Consider the following 26,057-nt stretch of genomic DNA (forward strand, 5'->3'; position numbering starts at 1 on the left):
TTTTGAAACTTAAATGTCCTCTTTTTATTGAAAAACGTAAAGACGGATTAGCGTTCCAGCTGTTTAGCTATATGTCGATTGTTGTGCTGAGTATCTTGTTGCTACAGGGCCTGACCGAGCAAGCGTTGATCCGTACCGTTTTAGTTTTGCCCGATTCAGTCAAGTTGGAATTACGTCAACTCGCCGAGCAAGCCAACGAATTGATAGAAGAGGGCGATATGGATGAGCTTGCCGATTGGGCAAACGCACAACCGTATTATCTCTTTGTATTGGATGATAAAAATCAACCAATCACCCACCGAAAAATGCATCCACATTTCGCTTTTAAATTAAAATTTCTACGCCAACTAAATGAAATGATGGGCGACCGCGTGTCTAGACCGCTTATTGGTCAAACCCTGGTTAACAACCATATTTTGGTGGTTCAGTTACCCAGTCAGCTACATCCTGCCCATCGCTTTATCAGTTACCTCGCCGTCAGTAAGTTTGTCATCGCTTTCGGTATTCTCGCGTTATTCTCATTGATCTTAGCCCGTAAACTGCAGCAACCGCTTGATCGGCTTCGAGAAGCCAGTCATCGCCTTGCTCAGGGGCATTTTAATGTGAATGTTGAAACCGAGTTGAAATCGAACATTCGTGAATTTAATGAACTAGCCAGAGATTTTGATCAGATGAGTGTGCAAATTCATTCTTTGGCTGAAAAACAGAAACGATTAATTCGAGATGTCTCCCACGAACTTCGCACGCCTTTGGCGCGACAAAACCTGGCTCTGCATTTACTAAAATACAAAGTGTCAGAGTCTGAACGTGAATTGGTCTTACGCTTAGAGCGAGAAGTGGAAGAAATGGATTCGTTGGTTGGGGAAATTCTCACCTTCAGCCAATTAGAAAATTCACGTTATGAAGTCAACTTGAAACCGATGTGCTTAGAAAGTTATGTGGCGTCTCAAGTCACCCAAAGCCACTTTGATATCGGAGCGGAACAGAAATTGGTCTTTGTGCCCAGCCAATCAGAGAGCCAGGTGCTTGCTGATGAACGTCTGGTTGTGCGATGTGTACGCAACTTGATCACCAATGCGGGCAAATACGCAGGGGAGCAAGCCAATATTGAGGTACTACTTTATCGTCTCACGCAAAATGACCAAGAGTATAGCGTGGTTGCGGTGCAAGATGATGGTAAAGGCATTGAGCCGAGCCGTTTAGATGAAATTTTCCAACCTTTTACCCGCCTAGAATCAGCACGGGATAAGAAATCGGGCGGTTATGGTCTTGGTCTCGCCATTGTTAAAGAAGCAATGCATGTCATGCAAGGCAGGGTGCAAGCATCGAATCGAAGTGATGGGGGGCTACGAATAGAGCTCCTCTTCCCCAGTAATCTTGTAGCCACAAAGACAACACGCCAATAGGCGTGTTTTTTTTAATCTGAAATTTCAGTTTCGATAAAACTATGGACAAACAGCATGTTGGGGGAAAGGTAATATTTTCCTGACAAATGCAAAGAATGTAAATTTCAATGCAAATGATACTGATTATCAATTATATTTCGTTTCGTTAATTGCACGCAGTCGTAGTGGTCTGCGATTAAATAGTTCGGTTTACTAAGAGTCAAATAGATGTAGAAGCAGTGGCCATTTTCGAGCAGCTTTAAATGTTGCTTAGGGTTTGGCTTTATGGGGGTATAAATCAAACTTTATGGAAAAAGCGTTATTTAGGCTCTCCTAATGTTACCCATCACGACCGCCATCATTACTAGTTATATTTCGACTCGTAAAATCATTCTTATTTACGATGAGAGTTCCATGACATCGTAAATGACAAAATGAGTAGGAAAATTAAAAAATGAATTTCAAAGTAACAACCATTTGCAGTGCAGTGGCATTCGCACTTAGCACCTCAGCTGTGCATGCACAAGAGACAGATACACAGGTAGACGAAACGATAGTTGTGCATGCTCAGAGCTTCAACGACTATAAAGTTGATAGTGCAACAGGTGCGATGCGTACTGATACCAGCATGCTTGATACGGCACAATCAATCAATGTTATCCCTGAGATTGTACTGGAAGAGCAACTAGCGACCACGTTAGGCGAAGCGTTACAAAACGATGCTAGTGTGAGTGCAGGTACACAAAAATGGAACCGTGAAGTGTTTTATCTTCGTGGCTTTGAACTTTCTTCAACGAATGGCTATTTAAGAAATGGTCACTCGCTATTTACTCATTACATGTTACCTATCGAAACACTAGAAAGCATTGAAGTGATCAAAGGTCCTTCAAGTTTGCTTTATGGTCGTACTGCTCCAGGTGGTTTGATCAACATGGTTTCGAAAAAACCAACGGAAGCGCCTCAAGTCAATGTTGGAACAAACTTTGATGACTTAGGCAGCGCCCACCACCATATTGATGTTTCAGGTAAATTAAACGAATCAGGCACGCTGCGTGGCCGTACAGTACTCGTAAAACAAGATTCAGTAGAAAGCCGTAAATATGCAACTGGCGATGAGCGTGAGCGTGATCGCTTCTTGGGCTACGGTGTTATTGAAGCCGATCTGCAAGACTGGGGTTTATTGTCATTTAACTATGAGAAAACCAGCGACAGAGCACCACTTGATACAGGTGCTTGGTTAGACCTTAATGGTGATGTTATTGGTAATCGCGACATGATTCGTGATGCGAATTGGTCATTTATTGATAACGATGTTGAAAACTGGGGTGCAGATTTAGATATCTACATTAACAGCCAGTGGCGCGCAAACCTAAGCTATAACTCACAGGATATGAAGCGTCATCGTTACGACTCATCACCAAAACCAACGGGTCAAACGTCAGTTGATGGCAGCTACACGCTTAGCCCATTTGATCGCCACGATACATGGAAAACGCAAGCATTCCATGCAGACCTACATGGTGAATTTAGTGCTCTTGATGTTGATCATCAAGTACTAGTGGGTATGAACGGTCAGTTCTACGACTATGAACAACTAGTCGTTAAATCTGGAAGCAGCATTAACGTGAGCCCTGGTGAAAATCCAGCTAATCCGGGACTTGACTACAAGAACGATGATTCAGCATATAAGAGTGAAAACAACTACTACGGTTTCTATGTACAAGATTTGATTACTTTTAATGATCAATGGCAAGCTCTTGTAGGTGGTCGTTACGACATGTACTTCGCTGATGGCACAACGAGTCAGAATCAGGTTGTTAAAGGTGCGAATGACAGTGAATCATTCTCACCAAAAGCGGGCATCATCTACCATCCAACGTACAACGGTAGCATCTATGCGAACTACTCTGAAAGCTTCAATCCAGTTGACAATGTTGTCAATGACGACACAAGCATTACAGAGCGTAAGCCAGAAGAAAGTAGCCAATATGAATTGGGTACCAAGTGGGAGTTAATGGATAGCCGAGTACTATTGACTGGTGCGATATTTGATATTGAGAAGCGCAATATCAGCATTAAGGAAAATGGTATTACTACCCAAGATGGCATCCAACGTCATGTCGGTGCAGAAATTGGTTCGCAAGGACAAATTTCTGACAAATGGTTCGTGATGATGTCTGGTATGTATCTAAATGCCAACTACGACAAGCATGACCAGTACCAAGATAAAGTACCAGCAAACGTACCAGAATGGTCGGGTTCTGTGTGGACTCGCTACTCTATGACAGAGTCAACAGCGTTCAACATTGGTATGTTCTACCAAGGCGAGCGTTGGGCGGATAATGCCAATACTGTCAAGCTCGATGATTACGTGCGCTTTGATACAGGTGCTTCGCACTCAATTAATAGCGACTATGTGAATTGGGATTTCCGCTTCAATATCGAAAACCTATTTGATACTGAATATGTTGCGGGCACTGGTGGTAGCGTGAGTAACGATGTTGTAACTGATGTTCACTATGGTAACGAGCGTCGCTTTAAGTTCTCAGTAAATGCGACATTCTAAAGCTTGCCAATTAAGCTAAATGCAAATAAACACCGTTCTGTTTGGGGCGGTGTTTTCTGCTATCTGTCGTAAACCATTATGTAGGCCAGTTATGTAGACGTTTAGACAAGATTATTGCTATTCGACGCTAAATATTAATGATAATATTTATCAAATAGAAATTAGAAAATTGAGCTGCATTTGAGCGAGCTTTATTGTTGATTTATTGAACACTTTAAGATTATGAACTTATTTAAAACCAGTTTAGTTATTGTTATTGCTGCGGCTGTTAGCCCGGCTTTAGCTTCAAGCCTCGATAGCGCTCAAGCTATTCAGAATAAAACCAATAACGCCTCAGTAGTGAGCCAAAAGCGTATTGATAAAAGCGCGGATGCGTCACTTAGACTGCAGGCTGAGATTGAACAGCTAGAAGAAGAAGTGAAAAATCTCGACATCTATCAAAAGCACCTCAATGCATTGATTGCCAATCAAGAGCAAGAAATGACCAGTATTGATGGCCAAGTTCAAGACATCAAAATCACACGCCAAGGCATTGTGCCGTTGATGTATCAAATGGTTGATACGTTAAAGCAGCGTACTGAAGCCGATGCGCCGATTAAAAAAGAACAACGTTTAGAGCGTATTGAAAAATTACAAGTTCTGATGACTCGTGCTGATGTGAGCGATGCTGAAAAATATCGCCGTATCTTAGAGGCGTATCAAATTGAAATGGATTACGGCATCAAATTGGGTTTATACCAAGGTAAAATCTCACTCGCGGGCGAAAGCCGCGAAGCGGATATTTTGCACCTTGGCCGAATCTCGTTGATTGCTCGTAGCTTAAATGGCAATCAGTTTTGGGCGTGGGATAAACGTACCCAAGAGTGGACAGAAGTGGATGCGTCAATGAAGGCCAACCTTGATAAAGCATACGCAATGGCAGCAAAACAAATCGCGCCAAGTCTTCTTACTGTTCCTGTGTCACTGCTAGCGGAGACGAAATAATGAAAATCAAATTACTCGTTTCAGCTTGTGCATTAAGCGCGCTTTCATTCACCGCATTCGCCAGTGGCGATTTTACGGGTCAAGCCACAACGGAAAATCGCCAACAAGCACAGCATAACCAAGTTCGTGAGTCGGGCTTTAAAGCAAGTGAACAGGAACTGGCGACGCTGAAAGCACAGCTAGATAAAAAACGTAATTTGCTACAAACACAAAATGATGCGCTCGCTGAAACGTTTAGCCAAAATGAAGAGACGTTAGCGCGTTTAGAAGAACAGCTGCGTTTGGAAACGGGCAGCCTAGGTGAAGTGTTCGGCGTTGTTCGTCAAAATGCAAAAGAGTTACAGACAGAGCTGGAACAGTCAGTTACTGGAGTCGATGCGCAATCTTATAACGATCAAATTGATCAAATTATTGCGGCAACCAGTCTGCCTTCTATGCCTCAGCTAACGGCACTATGGCTTGCGTTAGACGAGCAAATTCAAGCAGGTGGCCAGGTCGCGCTGACTCAAGTGAACTACATTGATGGCGAGGGTAGAACAAGCCAAGTTGATGTGGCACGAATTGGTGCGATTGGCCTAATTGATCGCGATGGCTATGTGGTTTGGAACGGTCAGAAAGAAGAAGCAAAAGCTTATCTAAAACAACCAGATCAAGGCCCAACGTTGTCATCGGTTACGGCATTGAAAGACGGCAAACTTGAGAATATGGTTGTCGATCCTTCACGCGGCATCATGTTAGAGCAACTTGCGTTAGAACCGACACTTCAAGATCGTCTTGAAGCGGGTGGCGTTGTTGGCCAGATTATTCTTGGACTTCTGGCTATCGGTTTGATTATCGCAGTGGCGCGTGGCGCGAGCTTATCGATGGCTCGCCAAAAAATTCGTCGCCAACTTAAAACCCCGGCGGTACCAGGTAATAACCCGCTAGGTCGTATTTTAGCGGTATACAACAAAGAACAGAATCGCAGTGTAGAGGCATTGGAACTCCGCCTACTTGAAGCCGTTGTTGATGAGCAAACTCATCTTGAAAAAGGGCTTTCAATGCTGAAATTGCTTGCAGCGTTAGCGCCAATGCTTGGTTTGCTAGGTACCGTAACCGGTATGATTGAAACGTTCCAAGTGATCACCCAATTTGGCAATGGCGACCCGAAAGTCATGGCGGGCGGTATTTCAATGGCTCTTGTCACCACCGTACTGGGTCTTATTGCGGCAATGCCTTTACTACTGGCACACAATGTATTGAGCTCTCAAGCAGAAAGCATTCGTAATATTCTTGAAAAACAAGGCATCGGTCTTGTCGCTGAGCAAGCCGAGAAAGCCGAGCCAGTGATGAGTGCGCATACTGTGGAGAACGCTGCGTAATGGAGCTGTTTTCAATCTCATGGTTGCCCAGCGGCATTCAAACCAGTGATTGGCTAATGTCGCTGCAAAGCTTTATGGAGCAGGGCGGTCAAGTGCTCTGGTGGCTTGGTGGTGTGGTATTACTATGCTGGGTCTTGATCGTTGAACGCGTCATTTTCTTGCTTGTTCATTATCCTAAATTACGTCAAGACTGGCTGAACCAATGGCATTTACGTCAAGAGCAAAGTTCATGGTATGCCCATGCGATTCGTGAAAGCTGGATCGCTCAAGCTCACATGGCGTTATACCAGAACCTCAATATGATCAAAGTGCTGGTGGCCATTTGCCCAATGCTTGGATTGCTGGGCACGGTAACGGGCATGATCTCAGTGTTTGATGTGATGGCAACGCAAGGCAGCAGTAACCCTAAATTGATGGCCTCTGGCATTTCGTTGGCAACATTGCCAACGATGGCGGGTATGGTTGCGGCTTTAGCTGGCATGTTTGTTCATGCTCGTTTAGCAAAGGCCTGTCAGCTTCGTGAAATTAAATTAGAAAAATCATTAAGGAGTCAGCGATGAGACTCGGTAGACGCCAACATAAACAAGAAGAGGCGCAAATCGACCTTACTTCGATGCTCGATATTGTTTTTATCATGTTGATTTTCTTTATCGTGACCAGTTCGTTTGTACGAGAGTCGGGCGTTGAAGTGAATCGCCCACAAGCGTCCAATGTCGTCAGTCAAAAAGACGCCGGCATTTTTGTTGCGGTCACATCCGGTAACGACATCTATATCGATAAGCGAATTGTCGATGTGGAACGTGTGCAAGCGACGCTAGAACACCTATTGCTAGACAAACCAGACGCCTCATTGGTCATTCAAGCTGATGAGCATGCTTATAGCGGAACGGTTGTGAAAGTGATGGATGCCGCCAAGGGCGCGGGCGTGAAGAATATCGCATTAGCGGCGGAGAAAAAGTAGTGTTGCGCGTTCTTTTTGCGTTACCCATTGCCGGTGCTATAGCGCTGGCATTGTTTAGTTTTATGGCGTGGATGGTGGATAACGGCCACCGCCGCGCACCTGAATCAAGCGAAGCCCTAAGCTTTAACATGGTGATGGTTGAAAACGAACAAGAGACTCAACGTCGTCAGCGAACGGTGCCAGAACAACCCAAAGCACCGGAAGTGCCTGAACAAGCGCCGGTTTCTCAGGCTCAGAATCAAACGTCGAATGTGTCGCCAATGGCGATGCAACCCATGCTCGGGCTGAGCACGACGATAGATGGCCTGGCGATCAGTGCGCCTACGTTTGGCGATTTTGGTGTGAACCAGCAAGCCATGCCTCTTTATAGAGTAGAGCCTCGTTACCCTTCAAGGGCCTTAAAGCGTGGTGCACAAGGCTATGTGGTATTGAAATTTACTATCGACCCAACGGGGCGTCCGCAAGACATCGAAGTCTTGGATGCGAAGCCTAAACGTATGTTCGAGAAAGAGGCGGTTCGGGCGCTTCGTAAATGGAAATATCAGCCTAAAGTCGAAGACGGAAGTGCCTTGTCACAGGTTGGTCAAACGGTTCGCTTGGAGTTTAAATTAGCCAAATGATAATTCGTAATTTTCTAGTCGCGGTGTTGTGTTGTGTATCAATGGCCGCAGGCGCCGCTGAGCTTAGTCAGTACACCGCTATTCGTGTTCAAAAAGCGAATCAATTAGCTCAAGACGAAAAGTTTCTTGAAGCGATTGAAGCGTTGCAAAAAATTGATACCTCAAAAGCGTATGATCAAGCTTTTGTCGCACGTATGCTCGGTGTGTTTTATTGGCAAAATGAGCAGATAAAGCCCGCAATTAAACATCTAACGCTGGCCGTCAAAAGCCAACAGCTGGAAGATGAGCAAGGCTGGGTGACGCAAAAAATGCTGGCGGATTTATTACTCAGTGATCAACAGTTTTCTGCCGCACTGCCGCATTACTATCAACTTGTAGAACAAGTGCCAGCGACTCAAAAAGAAGACCAAGTTTGGTTGAGAATTGCACAAGCTCACTATCAGATTGAACAGTGGAAATCGGTCATTCCAGCAACGGATAAATACCGCCATTTTCAAACCAAAGATGAGTTACAACCTCTCTCGCTAAAATTGGGTGCACAGCTGCAATTGAAACGCTGGAATGACGCGATTCCTACGCTGGAAAAGCTGGTGACATTGCAGCCAGAAAAAGTGAACTGGTGGCGTCAACTCGTGAGCTTACAATTGCAGCAGGGGCAAAATAAGCAAGCGCTTAGCACGCTCGCGTTAGCAAAAGGTCAGGGAGTGGCACTGTCACAAAAAGACCGTATTTTGCTTGCACAACTATACGCGCAAAGTGGCATCCCTGAACGCGCTGCAATTGAGATATCTCAATTAGAAGGGGCAAACGCGGATGTGGATTTAGTCGTTTCACAAGCAAGTTATTGGCAACAAGCTCGTGAATGGAGCAAAGCCACTAAGCAGTGGCAATTAGCCGCAAAGCATGATCGAAAATACCACTGGAATGTCGCTCAACTGATGGTTCAAGAGGGGCAATATCAACAAGCTCTTGAGGTGTTAGAACATGTGCAAGGTCGTGAAGTCGATGTCGCATTAGCGAAAACCCGTGCGTATTACAAGCTGGATCAATTCGAGCAGGCCCTTATTCATGCGAAACAAGCCAATCATATTGAGCCCTCGAAGCAGTCGAGAAGTTGGATCAAATACCTAACGCAATTGCGTCGAGCTGAACAAGCAACAAAAGCGGTGTAATCGGCATTATAAATAGAAATGGAGCATTTGCTCCCTTTTTGCTATTCAATGTTTATATCCAATATTTGAATGGGGTCGGTGATAACTACAAAGAATGCTACACAGGCTGAGGCGTGTTCATGCAGGCGATCGAACGGAAGTCGATACAGGGGTTGATATGGATGTCGATATGGATGACGGGTCTCTGTTTTAGTCGTTAGTCACTGATGGTATTGCGCTTTTCAATCGCGCGGAAAAAGAGAGACAAACCTAAGCACAGAATAAAGTAAATCAAACCCACAATTAGCCAAATCTCAAAAATATAACCCGATGAATTGGCCATCTCTGTGCCAACAAAGGTCATCTCTTGAATCGAAATCAACGATACGATCGACGTATCCTTTACCAATGAGATGGTTTGTCCCGCCAAAGCCGGTGTGATGGATTTCATCACTTGTGGCGTAATCACGTAGCGATATTTCGACCAACGCGACATGCCAAGTGAATCTGCCGCTTCCCATTGTCCTTGGGGAATACCTTGCAAACCTGCTCGAATGATTTCACCGATATAGGCGGAAGAAAGCAGGCCAATGCATAGCACTCCAGAGGCGAGGTTTTCCCATAAATTGCTTGGTCCAAAGAGAAACGATTGCAGTGCGTTAGGTTGGCCGGTGTAATTACGCAGTACCGCTTCTAAACCAAGCAATGGGATCAGTTGGTTTGAAATAAAGAAATAAAAGATAAAAATAAAAACCAGCGGCGGAATATTGCGCACTAATTGAATAAAGGTGTTTGCTGGCATGCGCAACCAAGGCGAAGAAGAAAACTTTGCTAGACCCAGTGCAACGCCCACAACGAGTGCGAAGGCAAGCCCCCATAAACTGAGGCGTAAAGTTGAGATTAGCCCTTGGAAAAAATAGGGCAGGCTGCCATCTGCACGCGGCGTAAAGAGCAGTGATAGTGCGTCATCCCAATGCCATATATAGTTAACCCCAATGGTTGAACGATGATAAAGCCAGGTAAACAGCGTTAAACAGAGCGCGAGCAAAATCCAATCCATGGGCTTAAAACGCCAGGGCGATCTAGAGACAGGGTTTAGATTAGATTGGATAGGGACTTGCTGGCTCACAGGTTAGCTCCACGCTAGTGAGTCGCCGTTTAAGCCTTAAGCTCTAAGAGCTAAGCTCAAACGGCAACAATGTTTTTAAGGGACGGGTTCTACTATTGGCCTTGTGCGATCTGATCTTGCCAATCTAAGCTAGAGAACCAATATTCGTAACGCTCTTTTAACCAACCATCTTGAGTGCGTTGTTCAATCCATTGATCGAAAAAGGCTTTTTTATCTTCTTCACCTAGGCGGACAGCAAAGGCTTCGTTGCCTTGTGATAAACGCTCGCTAAACGGTAGAAAAAGCGTATTCGCGTGTTTAATCGCTTCATGTTCAGGTTTTGGGCTGGAAGCAATAACCGCATGGGCGTTGCCATTCAGCACTTCTTGGAAGGCTTGTGCCTCATCATCAAATTGTAAAATCTTGGCTTTAGGGAAGGTTTCACGAGCAACCTGTACTGTGTAAGCTCCGCGTCGAGCGGCGATTTTAATGCGTCGTGAGTCAAAATCTGAAAACTCGCTAAACCCTTCGGCTAACTCTTTATTTGCTGCTACTTGAACACCAGAATGAGAGTAAGGTTGCGTAAACAGGACACTCTCAGAACGCTCTGGTGTTATCGACATTCCGCCAATAATCACATCGAATTTGTTGGCCAATAGTGCCGGAATAATGCCGTCCCAAGCGGTCGGTACAAATTCAACTTTCCAACCAGAATCTGCCGCGAGTCGCTGAGCAACGTCAACCTCGAAACCGATCAATTCGCCTTGCTTGTTACGCATAGCCCAAGGGACAAATGTCGACATACCCACGCGTAATGTACCGCGGTCGTTGATGGCCTCAAGGTTTGAACTTGTTTGTTCTTTCGCGCTTAATGCACTAGGAAGAGCGATAGCGAGCCCTAATAATGCAGTGATGGTTGTTTTGAATAACTTCATGACATTTCCTTATATTTTACGCCAACTGGCTCCTAGTCTGCTTTCTAACCATGCGGATAGTCCAGAAAGAGATAATGTTAAAACAAGATAGATTGCGGCGACTGAAAACCAAATTTCAAATGGCATCGCGGTTTCAGAGACAATATTTCTTGCTTCGGTTGTTAAATCGAAAATCGCCATAACACTAACAATGGATGAATTTTTGATTAAAGAGACAACTTCATTGGTTAGTGGGGGTAAGGTCCGCTGTATGACTTGCGGCAATATAACGTCTTTATAGGTGCTATAAGAGGACAATCCTAGCGTTTTTGCCGCTTCAAATTGGCCTTTTGGCACTCCGTTTAGACCGGCTCTAAGAATTTCAGCGGTGTAGGCACCTTGAAACAATGAAAGCGCGAGGACGGCCGTGCTAAATCGGTCTAAGCCGATCACAGGGCCAAAGACGAAATAGAGTAAATAGATTTGCACGAGTAGAGGCGTATTACGAATCAGCTCTATGTAGCAAGTCGCGATAACGCGGCCCATAATGGAGTCGCTTAATCGCAGAAGCGCGGTTGTTAACCCAATAATGAGCGTAAAAACAAGACTGATGGCGGATATTTTAATCGTGACGATCAGACCTTCAATTAATTCTGCAGGCCACCATTCTCCCTCATCATAAAAGACAATGTAGTCGGGCACACGATGCCATTGCCATTGATACCCCATGGCTTGCGCGCCAGAATCTAATAGCCAGACGATGGCTAAGGTGATCAGAGCCATTTGCCCGATTGCCTGTATGACAGGCTTGATGATTCTATAGATCATTTAGTAGCTTAGAATTTGGTTTAAGAACGTTTGCGTTCGTGGATGCTGCGGGTTTTCAAACAGATCAATAGGGGTATTGATCTCAACAATTTCACCTTCATCCATAAACACCACCCGATTGGCCACTTTTTTTGCAAACCCCATCTCATGAGTCACACAGATCATTGTCATCCCGCTTTGTGCCAGTTCAACCATGACATCGAGTACTTCGTTGATCATTTCTGGATCAAGTGCCGACGTCGGTTCATCAAATAGTAAAAGGTCAGGTTCCATGCATAAAGAGCGGGCAATCGCGACTCGCTGCTGCTGACCACCAGAGAGCTGAACAGGGTATTTATCGGCCTGCTCTTCAATGTTTACGCGCTTGAGGTATTTTAAAGCACGTTGCTCGGCATCCACCTTAGACAATTTAAGGGTACGCATTGGCGACAGCGTTAGGTTTTCAAGAACCGTTAAATGTGGAAACAAATGAAAGTGCTGGAAGACCATGCCAATTCTGCCTGGTTTTATTCCTTTACTATTGGGGGATTGGTTAAATACACGGATATCACCTTGTTGGTATTGCTCAAGGTTATTGATACAGCGAATTAACGTCGATTTTCCGGAACCTGAAGGTCCGCAAACCACCATGATTTCGCCACTTTCAACGCTTAATCTGATATTTTTTAATGCTTGAAAATCGCCGAACCATTTGTTTACGTTGTTAAATTCAATGATGGGGGTGTTGGTCATCAAAGCCACATTTATCGTTGTTATTTGTATAAGACAATAACAATTAATTAACGCTTTTGCACTGTCTAATACTATGAAAACTAATGAATGTGGCGATTTGTAGGGGAGGTTTAGGCGACGGCATCAGATGAGCGCGTACTTGAGCAGGTGTTTAGGCATCCTAATGCTGGTTTTTTCATCAATGGTAACCGGTTAAAGTGTTTTGCATGATTGCCCAAAAAGGAAGAATGTGCGGTGTCGTGAACGTTTTTCTCCAATAATTTGTTTAATCAGGCGCAGTTTCACTCGGCTACAGCGATTAATCTTTTGAGCGTGGGCGTTTACAGTTAGAATTGCTCAGTCAAACGAAACGTTGGAGCTTGTGGCGTCCCATGGAATATATTGCAGTTGTTGTGTTGCTGTTTATTGGTTTTTATCTCTTTGTTCAAAAGCGCTATTTGAATCAAGACGATCTGAAAGACAGTACCTATAAAAAAAATGGGCCATTACTGAACAGCAAAGAGTCGGCGTTTTATGCGGCTTTAATGACCGCAGTCGGCGATCATGGTGTTGTCATGTCAAAAGTGGTGATGTCAAAAGTGGTCGTGCCGAAAGCAAGCGACAAAAAGGGATGGTTTATTGCAAATAATCGGATAGCGAAAAGTTACTTTGATTATGTTGTTTGCGATCCACGTAGTTTGGAAGTGCGAGTGGCGATAGAACTCGATGATGGAAACCCTTTAAACAAAGGCAAAATTGAACGCCAAAAACTATTGATGCACGTTTGTAAATCGGCGGGAATTCCTTTAATTGGAACAAGCGTAAAACACAGCTATCAAGTTGGAAGATTGCGACGTTTACTCGCCACCCATATTGACCTCATTGAACCTGAAAAAGAAGTGCGATTCTGTAAGCGCTGCGGCAGTCCGATGGTTATTAAAACCGCGACACAGGGCGATTTTAAGGGACGCCGATTCTTTACTTGTAGCCGCCAACCACATTGTACATATACAGAAAACTACAACATTGTGTTTGAAGATAGCGAATAACGATGATCAATGTTCATCGTTATTAAGAGATCATTTGTTCTGTACTGATATTCACCATGACTTGGTTGCGGCCATTTTTTTTTGCTTTATAAAGTTCAACATCGGCCATTTGCAGTACACTTTCTAGCTTGTCTTGAGCGGTGTATTGATAGACACCAATGCTTGCTGTGAGTGAAATGGCTTTCTCTATCGGTGAAAAGTTGAATTCAGCAATGGCTTTTCTGATCCGTTCTGCTTTTTCAATGGCTTTTTCTTTCCCCGTATCTTTTAACGTAATGCAGAACTCTTCACCGCCAATTCGGTACACGGCGTGCTCACCGCTGTAGGTGTCGATCAGATTTGCGGCCTGTATTAATACTTTATCTCCGACATCATGCCCATGCTGATCGTTCACACTCTTGAAAAAATCCAGATCGAGTATCAACAGCGACATCGGGTGCTGCTTGGTTTCGGTTCGATTGGCGCCAAAGTGATGTACTAATGCATGGCGATTGTAAACACCGGTCAGCGAATCTCGAGACGCTAATTGCCCAAGAGATTGATCAGAAGAGTTTCTTTTGACTTCGATCGTGTGTGTGATTGCCCAGATGCAAAGGTAACAAAGCAAAAAGTTCATCGAAATATAGGTATTTACTTCGTCATTAATTTGTTGGGCTCTGTATAGCGTCGCCATCGAGGTGAAAATCAAACCAATCAATGTCGCGAGTGACCCGTGTTTGCGGCCCAAAACTAAGTAGAACATGAGCGGAAAAACCGTCGCCCATATAAAAGCACCATGGTAGGTCTGTGAGTATGAAGTATTAATCGTAACGACGATGATCCATGTGTAGCAATAGAGAGTGCTCAGCCACTTGGAATAGTAGTTGCGGTAGGTATAAAAGCACATCAACGCTGAAAAAAAGCCAAAGAGAACTTCGAGCGAAATAAGGAGTATTGGTTGATGTAACGTTAAGTTTAAAAACGTTATTACGATTGAGGCGCCAGCTAAAATGAAACTTAACCAAAGCAATACCGCGCGTCTTAAATATCTCGCGGTATTAAATAGATCCTCTTCCATGCTGAATTGCCCTCGCCGCGAATATGCTCACATTTTAATACAACTAATCATATTCTTTTGGCGGAGGTTATCAATACAATTTCTGAACTAGTATCACACTTTTAGTAAAATAAATGTCGTATGACGTCTTATATATAAGATTAGCCTTAACTTGGCGCCATTTATCTAAAAGTTAAATGAATGGATGTAGCATTTTATTGTTGTTAAGTTAACATATTATTTACAAATATAATTCACTTTAAGACAGGTTAAGTCGCTTGCAAAGCCTGCTTATTGACTTTTCCGAACCATAACCAAGTTCTCAAATGCGTCAACTTCCATACCTCTCTTGTCATGAGTAAATTACAAATAACCAAACTCAAAGCAACCGCAATGGCGGCGCCGATTTCCTGGTATAAAGGAACTAAAGTAAATAACAGTATTAAATTGATGACCAAAGCAATCGCTAAAGAGCGCACGGTTTTTCGTTCGTTGTTGGTCATATTCAGCACCAAACCGACTGAACCTAACTGAATACTAAAAAAGTGACCGACACAGAGGATAATAAGTGCAGGGTAGGCGCTAAGGTATTCCTCGCCAAACAGTAGGCTGATCAAGGTATCACCGGCAAAAACCAGTACTAAAAAAATAGGGAGTGATACAAAAACGGTTAGCATCACTGCTCGGCTTAATAATGCTTGTGTGTTCTCCATATCCCCACTTTTATACAGGCGGGCAATATTGGGCATGAGAACCGCATCGATGGAAGATAAGACAATAGTAATGAGCATGACCGCTTGCATTGCGACTCTAAAATAGGCCACCGATTCTAATGCGCCTAACCAGCCAAGTAGCACCAAGGCTAACTCCGCATTCAGGGTAATAACACAGGTAATGAGCGCAAAGGGTACGAGCGATTTTAGCCAAGAATTGGTCATATAGCTTGATTTAGCCGGTTCACTATTTTTCTTAATGACCAATCGCACCAAAATATAACTTAATCCACATGTGGCAACCAGCGCGAGAACCGAGATGGTCACCAAGGTCATTGATGAAAGTGGTTTGTTAAATGCGACGAAATAGACCAGAACCGCGAGCGTAACGACAGGCGCTAAGAGTTTAGAAGGTAATTGGGCAAGGATGGGTTTTCTAAATCCATTTAGGACAGCGTCTTGTTGGCTCGCAATACCTCGCAAAGGGATTGCCCATATCGCGATAAAGAGAAGTGCCGCGACATGAGGTTGAAAGTATTCATAATGGATCAGCAGCATCATGCTGATTAATATCATGGCGGATGCGGCAAGAACATACCAACGAGACCACCAAATAATACCATTGAGTTGCGGCCAATTTTTTTCTAAGTGAAAATTGGCGACTTCACGAACCATTAAATTGGGGATACCCGCAAGAACGGGTAGCCCAGCGATGGTAATGATTGAAAACACATAGGTATAGAGTCCATATTGCTCTGCGCCAAGAAAGCGAGCAAAGATAACACCTGACACCACAGAAAGCCCACGGCTTAGAAATTGCAGGCTGGCAGTACCAAAAAATAACTTGGTGAATGAATTCATAGTGTACGACTTTACGTCCTGTATATGGGGAAGTATTGAATATTCCTTTTCAATACTGCTCACTTTGTGTTTGTAATAAACGGGTATCGTTCATTATTACATGTAAATTTGTCTGAAAGATGAGACGAAAATGAATACTTTGACTCATGATTGAACATGCGATCAATCATTGATTCGACCCTTTTTTATGACAAAGCACAGAGTACAGAGCATAACGTGACTCTTTGAAATGGAGTGGTTATTCACAACATAATGGGGCGGAGACCATATTGGTAAGCAACTCAAACTTGACTGGCTTAGAGTATAGATAGCCTTGTATCGTCATACATCCCAGCTCTTGCAGCAACTGCTGTTGCGCGAGCTCTTCAACCCCTTCGGCCACAATTTGGAGATCATTTGATTGTGCAATCGCAATGATCGTTTTCACGATGGTGAGGCTGGAATGTTCATTTAACATGTTCACAATGAATGAGCGATCAATCTTAATCTCATTGATCGGCAAAGCATTGAGGTAACTCAATGAAGAAAATCCGGTACCAAAATCGTCCAACGAAATACCAAAACCTTGCTTTTGTAAGGCGATCAATGTGGGTTGTACGGCTTTCAAATCTTCAATAAATACGTTTTCTGTTAACTCAAGAATGACAAGATCGCTGCTGAGTTGATAGCGTTCACTCGTAGAAATGACCAAGTCAACGAAGTTAGGGTGTAGCAGTTGTTTTGGTGAAACGTTCACCGATATTGATATAGGCTCACTTGCGTACTGGTTGAGTTGTTTTGCATCGCGGAAAGCGCGATCTAATACAAACGCCCCCAGCTCAATAATGGCATTGTTTTTCTCGGCGATATCAATAAAAACCAGAGGTGATACAAATCCTAACGTTGGGCTAACCCAGCGACATAGCGCTTCGATACCAACAATTTTCCCTGATGATGAGTCTACTTGTGGTTGATAGTAAATCTCCAACTCATCATTGCTGAGTGCGGATTTAAACTCGTCTTCCAATAGAAAGTGATGATGAAGCTCCGCGCGGATTTGTTGATCGAAGAAAGCAATAAGGCCTTTCCCTTGTTTTTTGGAACGCGTCAGCACGATATCGGCTTTAGACATCAATTCTCGTGTCGTATCGCCATCTGTTGGGTAGGTCGACACTCCGATTGAGGAGCTTAAGTCGAGTGAAATGCCCTCGATAACAAAGGGCTCGTCTAAACACGCTTGAATTTTTTGGGCGATGCTGTGGGCATGTTCTTTACTTTCGACTAGAGGGATGCTGAACACAAACTCATCGCCACCGAATCGCGCAACAGTGCCCTGACCTGCAATTAAGTGCTCAAAGCGCTGGCCGACCTTGACGAGTAGGGCATCACCAATCTCATGACTATATTTGTCGTTTACGCGCTTGAAATTATCCAAATCGACAAACAGCATCGCTAACATTTTGTTTTGTAAGTGGCTTGAAGCAATACCAAATTTAGTGTTTTTTTCTAATAACACGCGATTAGGTAGGCCGGTCAAACTGTCGTGTTGAGCCTGATAACGTAATTGCTCTTTGCTCTGGGCGAGCTTGCCGAAATCAATCTCGATTCTTTGTTGAAATTGATTAAATCGCTTGCCTAGATAACGACTTAGCAAAAGAGATAGTGAGATCAAAACCAAAGCAAGTGATAAGAAAATCACGATAATTCTGATTTGTTCTTGCTGATGCTGCTCACGCATCTGTATTAGAGGGTCTTTGATATAGTCATGAATATCTTCTAGATACACACCAGAACCAATCACCCAACCCCATTCATAGTCGTATTGAATATAACTGACTTTGTCGGACTTGGTGAGTCCATCAGGGAGATAGGGGGATTGATAGTGAATGAAACTGTTGCTCGTGTTCGCTGAGATAAATTGTTCACGAGTGTGTTTTGTTAGTGACTCAAGGTGAGTGCCAATCTTTTTTATGTCTTTGTGCGCGAGTATTTCACCTTGCTCAGTCAGAACAAATAAGTAGCCATTGCGACCAAAGCGAGAATTAGAAATCCAATTCAGGATATCATTTTTCACTTGTTGCTCGGCATCTTCTACATATTCGCCTGACCCAATAATCCAGTTAAAGGGCTCAAATTTGCGGCCATAGCCGATTTTTTCATGCTCACCTTCAGCTTGAGGCTTATCAAACCACCAACGGTAGTATGCGCCATCGCTATAGGTCGCTCGTTGAACACGATTGATCAATTCCTTAATAAAGAATACGCCGCGAGAGTCGGTCATATTGACGACTTGTTTACCCTCTTGTTGAGGGTGTGTGGCATGCATGACATTGGTGCCATCGGCTTGATAGATAAAAAAGTAGCCTTGACCATTGTTATAGCGGATGTTGCGTAAAGCATCCGCGATAATACGCTGGATTTCATGAGGCGGTTTATCGGCATTTTCTCTGTATATCGCCATGGAAACCTGGTGGGCGATGTCGACTTGATGTTTGACGCGGGACTTTAATAGGCTCACCGTCTGACGTCGTTGATAGCGTACTTGGTTGTATGCACTCTCGACACGTTGAGCAATCATCTCTTTCTGTCTAGTCAGGTTATTGGTGACTAGATTTTCTTCTAATTGCTTTAAGCGCGCCTGGCTATCACTCACAATGGCAACAAATAAAAGACTAATAAATATAATGATAAGCGCCAAAGGGATGACTTTAATCGTATAGAGAAGTTTTCTATCCGTAAACGCATTCATTTAAATCTGACTTCCTATTGTTATCGGCAGTGATTAATCGCGCAATAAATTACCACGTCGCATATGTGATAAGCTTTTACGTAAAGTTTCATAAAGTTGTTGTTTAAGCTATAAAATCGATTGAATAACACAACCAGTATCACGGATAAATTGCTCTTTGACGAGCTTAACAATAGAAGACAAATTGAGAACAAACAATTATTGAAATATTGTTTTTCTTTTATGATAAAAAATAACAATGTCGCATGTACCTCTTATCTTAAATAAGGGCGTCCGCGGTGATGAGATTCGTTAGCGGGAGGGAAATGAACGATATTAATGGATGTGTCAGTAACGTCGTTGGTCGTTTAAAAAAGGCAGCATTTATTGCTGCCTTTTCAGTTAATTGACCGGGTAGTTATTAAAGCCCAGTTTTTCAGAGATATTGCGTCCCGCCTGATGAAGTAGGGCGACATAATGGGCTTTCTTGGCTTCATCAAATCGAATGGTCGGGAATGAAATTGAAACCCCCGCTATGACGGTACCGAAGCGATCGTACACAGGAGCAGCAATGCAGCGCAGTCCCGGCTCTTGTTCTTCATTATCTTCGCCAAAATGTTGCTGTTTTACAATTTTAAGCTCATCAATCAACTGTTCGATGTTTTCAAGCGTGTTTTCTGTGCTTTTTACAAATTCAGCGTCAGCGAGTTGGGTGCGGACAAATACTTCATCTCGCTCTGCGAGCAACACTTTGCCAATTGCCGTGGTATGCAGCGGGTTTCTTCGGCCTACACGCGAGTGCATACGCAAGGCAAAGCTCGAATCAATCTTGTGCACGTAGATAATCGAGCCGTGATCCAACGCACCTAAGTGAATTGTTTCATTGGTTTCCTCTGAAATCACACGCATTTCTTTCTCTGCGATTGCAATCATATCGACCCACTCGAGTGATTTCGAACCGAGTTCAAACATCTTTAATGTGAGTGAGTATCGATCCGCTTCACCTTGTTGAGAAACATAGCCTAGCATTTTCATGGTTTGTAGAAAGCGGTAGGTGGTGGCTTTGGACATCATCAGACGTTGCGACAGATCCGATACACCAATTTCCTTCTGTTCCCCCAGAGATTCAAGAATCGTGAACACTTTCAATACCGATGATACGGCTTCTGGCTGGGTGGACTTCTCCATTGGTATTCCTTATGCGATCTGGTTATCCGCTAAAAATAGCATTTTCCGTAATTTATAAAAAGGCTTTTCAAAAAAATAAACCGCGAAGACGATCAACTTCAAAGTTTATGAATCAACCTTAAATTATTTGTGAAATGATGTTTTAAAAATAATTGTCAGCGTGATTTTTATGATCTATTGTATGACTAAATCGAGTGGCAACGAGCGATAGGTACGCCACTACACCAAACATAAATAAGGAAGCATGATGTTAGAGTCATTCAATCTAAATGGAAAAGTCGCGATAGTGACGGGTTGTGACACCGGTCTTGGTCAAGGTATGGCGATTGGCTTAGCAGAAGCGGGCTGTAAAGTCGTTGGCGTTAACTATGTTGAGCCTACAGAGACGATTGAGAAGATGAATGCAGCAGGTCATACGTTTCTAGATGTACGTGCCAACCTGCTAAAGCAGGAAGACATTCCGGCTATCTTGGATAAAACCCTTACGGAGTTTGGCCAAGTAGACATCCTTGTTAACAATGCCGGCATCATCCGCCGCGAAGACGCTATCGAGTTCTCAGAGCAAAACTGGGATGACGTAATGAACATCAACACTAAGACTGTTTTCTTTATGTCTCAAGCGGTTGCAAAGCAGTTTAGAGCACAAGGCACTGGCGGAAAGATTGTCAATATTGCCTCTATGCTTTCATTCCAAGGCGGTATTCGCGTGCCTTCTTATACCGCATCTAAGAGTGCCGTTATGGGCATCACTCGTGCAATGGCAAACGAATGGGCGAGCGACAATATTAATGTCAACGCGATTGCTCCGGGTTATATGGCGACGAACAACACGCAAGCGCTGCGTGAAGATGCAGACCGTAACGAAGCGATTTTAGGTCGTATTCCTGCAGGACGTTGGGGTACTCCGATGGATGTGGCGGGGCCATGTGTATTTTTGGCGTCATCAGCATCCGATTACATCAACGGTTATACCATTGCGGTCGATGGTGGCTGGTTAGCTCGTTAAGCTAATTTGTATTACAAAATCGGCTTTTTTGCTTCAGTCGTGATCGCTTGCCGATGGCAAGCCTGCAAAAAAGCCGGCTGATAAATGGATAGCTTACGCTAAAGCGTAAACATTTTACCAAACAATCAATTTTAGATTTGCAGCACTGCTGCGGGAGAACACAAATGAAAATCGCATTAATGATGGAAAACAGCCAAGCGGGCAAAAATGCAATGGTATCCGCTGAGCTTGAGTCAGTGGCGGGTGGTCTTGGCCATGATGTTTTCAACCTAGGTATGACTGACGAAAATGATCACCATCTTACCTACATTCACCTAGGTATCATGGCGAGCATTCTTATCAACTCAAAAGCGGTTGATTTCGTTGTGACAGGTTGTGGTACAGGCCAGGGCGCGCTTATGTCTCTGAACCTACACCCGGGCGTGGTTTGTGGTTATTGTTTAGAGCCATCAGATGCATTCTTGTTTAATCAAATCAACAATGGCAACGCGATCTCGCTTGCGTTTGCAAAAGGTTTTGGTTGGGCTGGTGAGCTTAATGTTCGCTACATCTTTGAAAAAGCGTTTACGGGTGAGCGCGGCCAAGGTTACCCACTAGAGCGTGCGGAACCACAACAGCGTAACGCTGCACTGCTAAACGAAGTGAAAGCCGCAGTCGTAAAAGATAACTTTATTGACTCGTTACGCGCGATTGACCAAGAGCTTGTGAAGACGGCGGTGGGTAGCGCTCGTTTCCAACAGTGCTTCTTTGACCACTGCCAAAACCAAGACATCGCGGATTACGTTCGTTCAATTTTAGATTAATTGCACGTGTGAATTTGTTTGAGCCAGCCTAATCAGGCTGGCTTTTTTAACGCAATATTTTTCCCATTTTCCCAGCGAGAATCTTTTGAAAAGAGTTTGAAGAGCAAGTTTTTCTCTAAAGATTATCAAAACAATGCTTATACAGAGTTTGAATTATGTCTTCTTATATCCATCACGATTTTCTATTAAGCGGAGAGACCGCCAAGCGTCTATATCATCGCTATGCGGCTGCGCTACCCATCATTGATTACCATAACCATCTTGATGCAAAAGAGATCGATGAGAATCGGCACTACGACAATATTGCTCAAGCGTGGCTGAGTTGCGATCACTATTTGTGGCGAGCTTTACGCAGCAATGGTGTTGATGAGCACTTTATTACTGGCAACGCGAGTGATTATCAAAAGTTTCAAAAATGGTGTGAGACGATGCCGTACTTGATTGGCAATCCTCTATACCACTGGTGTCATCTAGAGCTGAAAAAATATTTTGGTCTCGATTTGCTGATCAACCCTGAAAACTGTGACGCGATTTGGCAGCATTGCAACCAAAAGCTCAGTCAGGATTCCCATCAATTTCAATCGCTTCTGGAAAGTAGCCAAGTGGAGACATTGTGCACCACCGATGATCCCTTGAGCGATTTGACGTATCACCGAAAGTTAGCCGCCTCAGCGTTTTCTGTGCAGGTTTTACCCACCTTTCGCGCCGATGGTCTGATTGAAATTGAAAATCATCGCCAGTTTCAAAAGACACTGACTACGCTTTCTGCCGTCACCAATATGGACGTGATCGACTTTGCTGACTATTCCCGAGCGATAAATGCACGTGTGGATTATTTTGCTCATCATGGCTGCAAATTATCTGATCTCGGGTTAAAAGTCGTGGAGTTTGCACATTATCAACCCGAGGTTTTGGATCGGGTCATCGCTAAAGTTCGAGATGGGGAAGAGCTGGAGCGAGAGGAAATCGCGCAGTTTAAAACCGCCGTTTTTGAAGTGCTTGGTAAGGCGTATCACAAACATGGCTGGTCGATGCAGATTCATATTGGCGTGTTGACGAATGTAAACCGACGTCGCCTGGATGAACTCGGCGGAGGCACAGGATTTAGTGTGATTAGCGACAACGCGATTGCTGAAAACCTGAGTGGCTTGCTAAGTTTGCTCGATCAAGGGCGACAACTACCTCAGACCATACTCTATAGCCTTAACCCCAAAGATAATCCCGTTCTGGGTTCTATTATTGGTGCGTTTCAAGACAGCGATACCCACCCAGGAAAAATCCAATTGGGATCGGCATGGTGGTTTAACGATCACAAAGCGGGGATGGAGAGGCAGCTTCAAGATCTCGCAAACCTAGGAGCACTAGGGCGCTTTGTCGGCATGCTAACGGACTCTCGCAGTATATTGTCACTTTCTCGCCATGATTATTTCCGTCGTATTTTGTGCAATCTACTCGGGCAGTGGGTCGATGACGGCCAATTACCAAACGATGAACCCTTGTTGAAACAGAGTGTTGAAAACATCTGTTACTACAACGCCAAACAATTCTTCAATTTTCATTCGTCTCTCGATTTAGGATAGGCATCCATTATGTTGCAGTTTACCTCTCAAGAAATGGCGGCCATTCGTCGTCGTGCCAGCCAAGACATTATTGAACAGATTATTGCTGACAATCAGGTGGTACTGAACTCTGAGACGCTTGTGCCGCCTGATGCGCGCGCGACATGGAACTTATATTACTTCTGCCCAACTCATGGTGTGCGTTTGAATTGGGATAGAAATAAACCAACTGAACACGTTTGCCCAGTGGATAGTGAAGTTCTGACGGGTGAACCTTATGACGGTGCCTGGTGGCGTTGGCTTAATGGACTGAACTCAAAAGCATGTAATGACTTAGGCTTACTTTGGCAGATCACCGAAGAAAAACTGTATCTTGAAAAAGTGCGGGAGATTTTGTTGGCTTATGCCGAGTACTATCCTGATTATCAAGAGCACGGTGGAATCCCATACAATGGGCCTGGTAAAGCCAATGCACAAACCTTGTGCGAGGCGAACTGCAATATCGATTTTGCTCGCGGCTATGATTTTATTAAAGATCAATTGAGCTTTGATGAACAAGCGTATATTGAACAACGCTTATTGCGTGAAGGCGCTCAATTTTTAATGCAGCATCGCGCTGATCAATTGCACAATCATGAAATGAAAATTTCCGCAACGATTGGAGTGATAGGGCTAATATTGAACGATCAATCCCTCATCAACTTTGCGGTTAATACCCCTTATGGCCTCAAGTATCAGCTAGAGAACGGCGTAAAAGGCGAGGGGTTGTGGTTTGAAGGCTCAATCCACTATCACTACTACGCATTACAAGCCCTGTTAAATTTTGAAAAAATGGCGTGCAAGACTGAGCATTCTCTGCAATCAGAGCCCAATTTTCACACGATGCTTGCGTTTCCTCTCAAGCTGTTAATGAATAATGGTGATTTTCCGCGTTTAAACGACTGTATTGCGGGACAAGAGAAGTTAACCCACAGCCATTTATTTGAGTTTGCCTATCGAGAGTTCAACGATCCATTATTTGCCTCGGCACTGCAAAATATTTATCAACGTTCGCCAAGAAACACTATTGATGCTCTGCTGTATGGTGTTGAGACGTTGCCAGGCGCAGAACAATTGCAGTGTCAGTCCATTCACGCTGAGCAATCGGGAGTGACGATCATGCACAATCGTCAGTATTCCAATATGCTCCTGGTAAAGCATTCTCCTTATGGGGGAGAGCATGATCACTACGATCGTTTAGGATTGATTATTAACCGCAATGGAAAAGAAATTCTGCCTGATCTCGGTACAACAGGGTATGGAGCAGAGTTGCATTATGGCTACTATAAAAATACCGCAACGCACAATACGCTGGCCGTAAATCAACAAAATCAACCGCCAGCCAATCCTCAAGTGAACCAGTTTGTTGAAGCAAATGAGTATACATGGCTAGACACGCAGACCGATTGGTGTGGTGAGCAGCCAACAGTTGATAGCCATACGATTGTTCAGTGGGACGATGCGGCTTATAAAGATGTGGTGTTTCGGCGTCAAATTCTATGGTTAGGTGACGTGGCGATCGAGTTTGATACGGTAAAAAACCCACATCAGCAGCAGTTAGATCTTATTTGGCATATCCGAGGAGAGCATCACACCTTGTCTCAAGCGAAAAGCTGCGACAACCCTCTTGATGGGCCCTTAGCCAGAATGACCGACAGCCATGAAATACCGTTGCACGAATCGATTGAATTAAGCTATGAAATTGAAGGACAAACAAATTTTAATCAGCAGATTTTAACCGACAGCAAAGCCACATTATTGCTAGGGTACGCCCCCGATAATCCGGCGACGAGCGAGTTGGCTTATACTCTTTTGCGTTGTAAAGACGCGATGCTTAAAACCACGGTTGTCCATAATTTAACGGAAAGTGATGATATACGCGTTATCGGGGTTGAATGGGGTTTTGATTCGATCAACTTTACGTTGCTAAGAAATGGATTAGCACGATCGGTTTATATTAACCAGCAAACGGGAGTTGTGTTGATTGATTAGCGACGTATCAGTCAAAGCAAGAGTCGCAAAGAGGTGTCGTTTATTCTAGTAAAACAAAAGCCGACGCGAAGGTCGGCTTTTGCTTATTTGCTGTTCAGACTGGGTTTGAGCAACGTGTACTTATATTAGTTATTCGCTTCTTTAACGCGAATTTTGTTCTTAGCAATCTCTTTCAGATTGAGTTTGCTCAACGCCTCATTAGCTTCTTCTTCATCTGGCATTTCAACAAAAGCGAACCCTTTTGATTGGCCTGATGCTTGATCAAGAACCAGTGTACATTCACGTACATCACCAAATTGGCTAAAAAGTTTGCGAATTTCTTGCTCGGTAGTTACACGTGCGAGGTTGCGAACGAGTAATTTCATAATAAATCGTCATATATGAGGAAGGTGGGTAGATTGTACAGGCTACCCACCAAAAACCAAGACAATTAGTGTCATCGAGACCGCGATGAAGGATGACACGATCGTTTTGCCGAATAAACGATCAAAGCATGATGAACTTGAATTCACCCG

22 protein-coding genes are annotated in these 26,057 nt (G+C 43.9%); 13 read left to right on the top strand and 9 right to left on the bottom strand.

Annotated features, from left to right (window positions below):
• Positions 1-2 precede the first annotated feature (2 nt).
• From OJ16_RS06575 to OJ16_RS06610, 8 genes are all read left to right on the top strand, one after another.
• Positions 3-1,406 carry a histidine kinase sensor domain-containing protein gene (locus OJ16_RS06575; protein ID WP_040988566.1) on the top strand — a complete coding sequence of 468 codons (1,404 nt, stop codon included), beginning with the start codon at positions 3-5 and terminating at the stop codon, positions 1,404-1,406.
• A gap of 433 nt (positions 1,407-1,839) precedes the next feature.
• The gene (locus OJ16_RS06580) at positions 1,840-3,951 is read left to right on the top strand and encodes a TonB-dependent siderophore receptor (RefSeq protein WP_040988568.1); all 2,112 of its coding nucleotides are present in this window, start codon (positions 1,840-1,842) and stop codon (positions 3,949-3,951) included.
• A gap of 222 nt (positions 3,952-4,173) precedes the next feature.
• Positions 4,174-4,935: a DUF3450 domain-containing protein gene (locus tag OJ16_RS06585; RefSeq protein ID WP_040988569.1), complete on the top strand. Its 762-nt coding sequence runs from the start codon at positions 4,174-4,176 to the stop codon at positions 4,933-4,935.
• A complete protein-coding gene (locus OJ16_RS06590; protein WP_040988571.1) occupies positions 4,935-6,296 on the top strand; it encodes a MotA/TolQ/ExbB proton channel family protein in 1,362 nt (453 codons plus the stop codon). Before OJ16_RS06585 ends, OJ16_RS06590 begins: the two co-directional genes overlap by 1 nt.
• Entirely contained in the window at positions 6,296-6,856 is a 561-nt protein-coding gene (locus OJ16_RS06595; RefSeq protein WP_040988573.1) for a MotA/TolQ/ExbB proton channel family protein, read from the top strand. Before OJ16_RS06590 ends, OJ16_RS06595 begins: the two co-directional genes overlap by 1 nt.
• Positions 6,853-7,257, top strand: coding sequence for an ExbD/TolR family protein (locus OJ16_RS06600; protein WP_040988575.1), 405 nt, complete (start codon positions 6,853-6,855; stop codon positions 7,255-7,257). Before OJ16_RS06595 ends, OJ16_RS06600 begins: the two co-directional genes overlap by 4 nt.
• Positions 7,257-7,877 (top strand): energy transducer TonB, encoded by a 621-nt coding sequence (locus OJ16_RS06605; RefSeq protein WP_040988577.1) that lies wholly within the window; start codon positions 7,257-7,259, stop codon positions 7,875-7,877. The genes OJ16_RS06600 and OJ16_RS06605 overlap by 1 nt, the downstream gene beginning before the upstream one ends.
• Positions 7,874-9,049 carry a tetratricopeptide repeat protein gene (locus tag OJ16_RS06610; protein WP_040988578.1) on the top strand — a complete coding sequence of 392 codons (1,176 nt, stop codon included), beginning with the start codon at positions 7,874-7,876 and terminating at the stop codon, positions 9,047-9,049. Before OJ16_RS06605 ends, OJ16_RS06610 begins: the two co-directional genes overlap by 4 nt.
• Positions 9,050-9,245: 196 nt before the next feature.
• On the opposite strand, the gene OJ16_RS06615 is transcribed toward OJ16_RS06610, so the two are convergent.
• The 4 genes from OJ16_RS06615 to OJ16_RS06630 form a co-directional block, all read right to left on the bottom strand.
• Entirely contained in the window at positions 9,246-10,139 is an 894-nt protein-coding gene (locus OJ16_RS06615) for an amino acid ABC transporter permease (protein WP_236688418.1), read from the bottom strand.
• A 110-nt stretch (positions 10,140-10,249) separates the two neighbouring features.
• A complete protein-coding gene (locus OJ16_RS06620; RefSeq protein WP_040988580.1) occupies positions 10,250-11,071 on the bottom strand; it encodes a transporter substrate-binding domain-containing protein in 822 nt (273 codons plus the stop codon).
• 9 nt (positions 11,072-11,080) lie between these two features.
• Positions 11,081-11,878, bottom strand: a complete 798-nt coding sequence (locus tag OJ16_RS06625; protein WP_040988582.1) for an amino acid ABC transporter permease — start codon at positions 11,876-11,878, stop codon at positions 11,081-11,083.
• Positions 11,879-12,610: an amino acid ABC transporter ATP-binding protein gene (locus OJ16_RS06630; protein ID WP_040988584.1), complete on the bottom strand. Its 732-nt coding sequence runs from the start codon at positions 12,608-12,610 to the stop codon at positions 11,879-11,881.
• Between the two features lie 371 nt (positions 12,611-12,981).
• Here OJ16_RS06630 and OJ16_RS06635 point away from each other — a divergent pair, with 371 nt between their 5' ends.
• The gene (locus OJ16_RS06635; protein ID WP_040988586.1) at positions 12,982-13,638 is read left to right on the top strand and encodes a DUF2726 domain-containing protein; all 657 of its coding nucleotides are present in this window, start codon (positions 12,982-12,984) and stop codon (positions 13,636-13,638) included.
• Between the two features lie 22 nt (positions 13,639-13,660).
• Here the strand turns inward: OJ16_RS06635 and OJ16_RS06640 are convergent, their stop codons facing one another.
• The 4 genes from OJ16_RS06640 to kdgR all read right to left on the bottom strand — a co-directional run bounded on the left by OJ16_RS06640 (position 13,661) and on the right by kdgR (position 20,143).
• Positions 13,661-14,695, bottom strand: coding sequence for a GGDEF domain-containing protein (locus OJ16_RS06640; RefSeq protein ID WP_040988587.1), 1,035 nt, complete (start codon positions 14,693-14,695; stop codon positions 13,661-13,663).
• Between the two features lie 248 nt (positions 14,696-14,943).
• Positions 14,944-16,248 (bottom strand): flippase, encoded by a 1,305-nt coding sequence (locus OJ16_RS06645; protein WP_052810317.1) that lies wholly within the window; start codon positions 16,246-16,248, stop codon positions 14,944-14,946.
• A gap of 238 nt (positions 16,249-16,486) precedes the next feature.
• Positions 16,487-18,976, bottom strand: a complete 2,490-nt coding sequence (locus tag OJ16_RS06650) for a bifunctional diguanylate cyclase/phosphodiesterase (RefSeq protein ID WP_040988588.1) — start codon at positions 18,974-18,976, stop codon at positions 16,487-16,489.
• A gap of 381 nt (positions 18,977-19,357) precedes the next feature.
• A complete protein-coding gene (gene kdgR / locus OJ16_RS06655) occupies positions 19,358-20,143 on the bottom strand; it encodes a DNA-binding transcriptional regulator KdgR (protein ID WP_040988590.1) in 786 nt (261 codons plus the stop codon).
• 244 nt (positions 20,144-20,387) lie between these two features.
• Here kdgR and kduD point away from each other — a divergent pair, with 244 nt between their 5' ends.
• From kduD to OJ16_RS06675, 4 genes are all read left to right on the top strand, one after another.
• Positions 20,388-21,149, top strand: a complete 762-nt coding sequence (gene kduD, locus OJ16_RS06660) for a 2-dehydro-3-deoxy-D-gluconate 5-dehydrogenase KduD (protein ID WP_040988592.1) — start codon at positions 20,388-20,390, stop codon at positions 21,147-21,149.
• Positions 21,150-21,313: 164 nt separating this feature from the next.
• Positions 21,314-21,952: an RpiB/LacA/LacB family sugar-phosphate isomerase gene (locus tag OJ16_RS06665; protein ID WP_040988594.1), complete on the top strand. Its 639-nt coding sequence runs from the start codon at positions 21,314-21,316 to the stop codon at positions 21,950-21,952.
• 155 nt (positions 21,953-22,107) lie between these two features.
• Positions 22,108-23,532 carry a glucuronate isomerase gene (gene uxaC, locus OJ16_RS06670; protein ID WP_040988595.1) on the top strand — a complete coding sequence of 475 codons (1,425 nt, stop codon included), beginning with the start codon at positions 22,108-22,110 and terminating at the stop codon, positions 23,530-23,532.
• Between the two features lie 9 nt (positions 23,533-23,541).
• Positions 23,542-25,542, top strand: a complete 2,001-nt coding sequence (locus OJ16_RS06675; protein ID WP_040988597.1) for a heparinase II/III domain-containing protein — start codon at positions 23,542-23,544, stop codon at positions 25,540-25,542.
• A 125-nt stretch (positions 25,543-25,667) separates the two neighbouring features.
• Here OJ16_RS06675 and OJ16_RS06680 read toward each other — a convergent pair whose 3' ends face one another.
• Positions 25,668-25,907: an RNA recognition motif domain-containing protein gene (locus tag OJ16_RS06680; protein ID WP_040988599.1), complete on the bottom strand. Its 240-nt coding sequence runs from the start codon at positions 25,905-25,907 to the stop codon at positions 25,668-25,670.
• Positions 25,908-26,057 lie beyond the last annotated feature (150 nt).

This window comes from Vibrio renipiscarius (genome assembly GCF_000827885.1).
Classification (GTDB): domain Bacteria; phylum Pseudomonadota; class Gammaproteobacteria; order Enterobacterales; family Vibrionaceae; genus Vibrio; species Vibrio renipiscarius.

Coding starts and splice junctions, on each gene's coding strand:
- OJ16_RS06580 (WP_040988568.1), top strand. CDS start 1,840: ATGAATTTCAAAGTAACAACCATTTGCAGTGCAGTGGCATTCGCACTT.
- OJ16_RS06585 (WP_040988569.1), top strand. CDS start 4,174: ATGAACTTATTTAAAACCAGTTTAGTTATTGTTATTGCTGCGGCTGTT.
- OJ16_RS06590 (WP_040988571.1), top strand. CDS start 4,935: ATGAAAATCAAATTACTCGTTTCAGCTTGTGCATTAAGCGCGCTTTCA.
- OJ16_RS06595 (WP_040988573.1), top strand. CDS start 6,296: ATGGAGCTGTTTTCAATCTCATGGTTGCCCAGCGGCATTCAAACCAGT.
- OJ16_RS06600 (WP_040988575.1), top strand. CDS start 6,853: ATGAGACTCGGTAGACGCCAACATAAACAAGAAGAGGCGCAAATCGAC.
- OJ16_RS06610 (WP_040988578.1), top strand. CDS start 7,874: ATGATAATTCGTAATTTTCTAGTCGCGGTGTTGTGTTGTGTATCAATG.
- OJ16_RS06620 (WP_040988580.1), bottom strand. CDS start 11,071: ATGAAGTTATTCAAAACAACCATCACTGCATTATTAGGGCTCGCTATC.
- OJ16_RS06625 (WP_040988582.1), bottom strand. CDS start 11,878: ATGATCTATAGAATCATCAAGCCTGTCATACAGGCAATCGGGCAAATG.
- OJ16_RS06630 (WP_040988584.1), bottom strand. CDS start 12,610: ATGACCAACACCCCCATCATTGAATTTAACAACGTAAACAAATGGTTC.
- OJ16_RS06635 (WP_040988586.1), top strand. CDS start 12,982: ATGGAATATATTGCAGTTGTTGTGTTGCTGTTTATTGGTTTTTATCTC.
- OJ16_RS06640 (WP_040988587.1), bottom strand. CDS start 14,695: ATGGAAGAGGATCTATTTAATACCGCGAGATATTTAAGACGCGCGGTA.
- OJ16_RS06645 (WP_052810317.1), bottom strand. CDS start 16,248: ATGAATTCATTCACCAAGTTATTTTTTGGTACTGCCAGCCTGCAATTT.
- OJ16_RS06650 (WP_040988588.1), bottom strand. CDS start 18,976: ATGAATGCGTTTACGGATAGAAAACTTCTCTATACGATTAAAGTCATC.
- kdgR (WP_040988590.1), bottom strand. CDS start 20,143: ATGGAGAAGTCCACCCAGCCAGAAGCCGTATCATCGGTATTGAAAGTG.
- kduD (WP_040988592.1), top strand. CDS start 20,388: ATGATGTTAGAGTCATTCAATCTAAATGGAAAAGTCGCGATAGTGACG.
- OJ16_RS06665 (WP_040988594.1), top strand. CDS start 21,314: ATGAAAATCGCATTAATGATGGAAAACAGCCAAGCGGGCAAAAATGCA.
- uxaC (WP_040988595.1), top strand. CDS start 22,108: ATGTCTTCTTATATCCATCACGATTTTCTATTAAGCGGAGAGACCGCC.
- OJ16_RS06675 (WP_040988597.1), top strand. CDS start 23,542: ATGTTGCAGTTTACCTCTCAAGAAATGGCGGCCATTCGTCGTCGTGCC.
- OJ16_RS06680 (WP_040988599.1), bottom strand. CDS start 25,907: ATGAAATTACTCGTTCGCAACCTCGCACGTGTAACTACCGAGCAAGAA.